Genomic DNA, 2,604 nt, shown 5'->3' on the forward strand with positions numbered 1-2,604 from the left:
ATCGGTCAATCTTCTGCTTGTGCTTACAATCTGGCGAACAATCAGGTGTTTTGTTGGGGGATCAATGCTGATGGACAATTAGGACTTGGTAATACATTAAGCCCCTACAGCACAATGCAAAACACGGGAAGTCCGTTTTAACAATAAGAAAAGACGATATTGAAATTAGTTACAGGTAAACAATAATTTTCAACCCCATTACAAGTCTTGATGATGGACAATGCAAAGCTTCTTACCTTGGTTCTGTTACTAGTTTTTGCAGCCTGCAGTCCCCCTAGCCCATGTGATATGGGAACTTCACCACTTTCTTGTGATAATGAAGTCACTACAAAAAAACCAATTGGTTCATGGACAGTTACAGAAACAATTAGCAGCACGTTGGTTGGCGAATCTGGAACTACAGACACCTTTACTGTTGTACTGGTAACACGAGTACCCGATGGTAATGTGATTGTTGATATCAGTTCAAGTGATACGGGAGAAGTGACTGTCTCTCCAAGTTCGCTGACTTTTTCTTCAGATAATTATACCACTGCTCAGACAGTAATTGTTACAGGAGTCGATGACAATTTAGACGATGGAGATATTACTTCTACAATTACTCTGACTTTCAATGATTCACAGAGTACTGATGAGAGTTATGAAGCGTTAGAAGATAAAACTATCTCTGTCACTACCATTGATGATGATACAGTTAGCATTACTGTTACTGAGTCTAGCAGCTCTACAATGGTTTCTGAATCAGGAACTACAGATAATTTTAGCATTGCCTTAACTTCTCAACCACTTGACAACGTTACACTTAGCATCAGTTCAGCAGATACAGGAGAAATTACAGTATCACCAGACAACCTTACTTTTTCGACAGGGAATTGGTCGACTGCTCAAGAAATCACAGTAACAGGCATTGATGATAATATTGTCGATGGATCTCAAAGTATTTTGATTACGATCTCTGTAGACAATACTACAGATACTAACTACGCAAATCTTGCAGATAAAACTCTGACTGTCTCCAACACAGATGCTGGAGATACTATAGGGATCAACATTACAGAGACAAACAGTTCTACCTCCGTTACTGAATCTGGAGCCACAGACAATCTGAGTATTGCTCTCAATAGTGAACCCTTAGCAAATGTTGTACTGAGCATTGCCTCTTCAGATACTGGAGAAACTACCGTATCGCCAAGTTCCTTAACTTTTACAGCTAGTGATTGGTCAACCCCTCAAGAGGTGACTATCACTGCTGTAGAGGATAATATGATTGATGGTGTTCGTTGGTCAGCTGTGACAGTATCTGTCTCAAGTTCTGTGGATGCTTCCTATGCTACTCTTTCTTCAGAATCCATTACAGCTACAATCAATGACTCCAGAACAGGCAGGCAGCGCAACAGATACATCAGTGCTGGATTGAAACATTACTGTGCTTTAGACAATGCATCTGGAACTGTCTACTGTTGGGGATCTGATACCTGCTCAGATGATACCTTTGGATATTGTGATTATGACCTTCAGAATTCTAATGTCTCAACAATAGGTTCTGGACCAATCTATCCTAGAATTTCAGATACGGCTCCAGACAACACAACCCATCTTGGAGACAACTCAAGCAGTACACCCTTGGTGATGCCTTCAGTGATACCAAGTAATCCAGTGTTTATGGCTTCTTCGAGAAACACCAATTGTGTAATGAATTCCACACAAGACAATGTCACTTGCTGGGGGAGATACCGCATGAATAATTATGGAATCGACAGTGGTTCCAGCATCTGGAGACAGTCTCATTCCACAAATTCATTTCTAGATATAGACACTGGCCGAGAACATGGCTGTGTCGTTTTAAGTGATCGCACTGTCAAGTGTTGGGGATACGCCAGAATGGGGGCAATTGGCGATGGAAATTCAGTTTATTATACAGATCATGGCACACTAGCAACAGGTGTTAACAATGCTGTTGATATTGCTCTGGGACAAGACCATTCATGTGCCTTATTTGACAATGGTACTGTCCAGTGCTGGGGGAAGGATGCTAGTGGGCAGCTTGGAGATAACGCAACAAATAGCAGTGGTGTAAACAATGGGAGTACAGAAGGGGTTGATACTGCAGTAAGCATCTCTGGGTCAATTAGCAACTTCATTCAGATTGCAGCTTATTCGCGTTCAACCTGTGGCTTGACAGACAATGCCACGATTTGGTGTTGGGGAGCAAACGATTCTGGTCAATTAGGTGATGGGACAACCACAGATAGAGATTACCCTGTGCAGGTGTCAGGAATCGATAATGCTCGAGACATCTATCTTGGCACAGCAACGGGCTGTGCTGCAGTAGACAACCGAACCAATCTCAAGTGTTGGGGCAATTACTATCTAGGTGATGGTTCAACAACTGTTTCTTCTACACCAGTTACGGTTACAGAGGCAAACGGCTGGGGATCGGATTACACCTTTGATGATGTTGCCATCGGTCAATCTTCTGCTTGTGCTTACAATCTGGCGAACAATCAGGTGTTTTGTTGGGGGATCAATGCTGATGGACAATTAGGACTTGGTAATACATTAAGCCCCTACAGCACAATGCAAAACACGGGAAGTCCGTTTTAA

At 42.3% G+C, this 2,604-nt stretch carries 1 protein-coding gene; it reads left to right on the forward strand.

Annotated features, from left to right (window positions below):
- The first annotated feature begins 210 nt into the window (after window positions 1–210).
- Window positions 211–2,604, forward strand: a complete 2,394-nt coding sequence (locus P8O70_08955; protein ID MDG2197003.1) for a hypothetical protein — start codon at window positions 211–213, stop codon at window positions 2,602–2,604.

The sequence above is a fragment of the SAR324 cluster bacterium genome, from assembly GCA_029245725.1.
Classification (GTDB): domain Bacteria; phylum SAR324; class SAR324; order SAR324; family NAC60-12; genus JCVI-SCAAA005.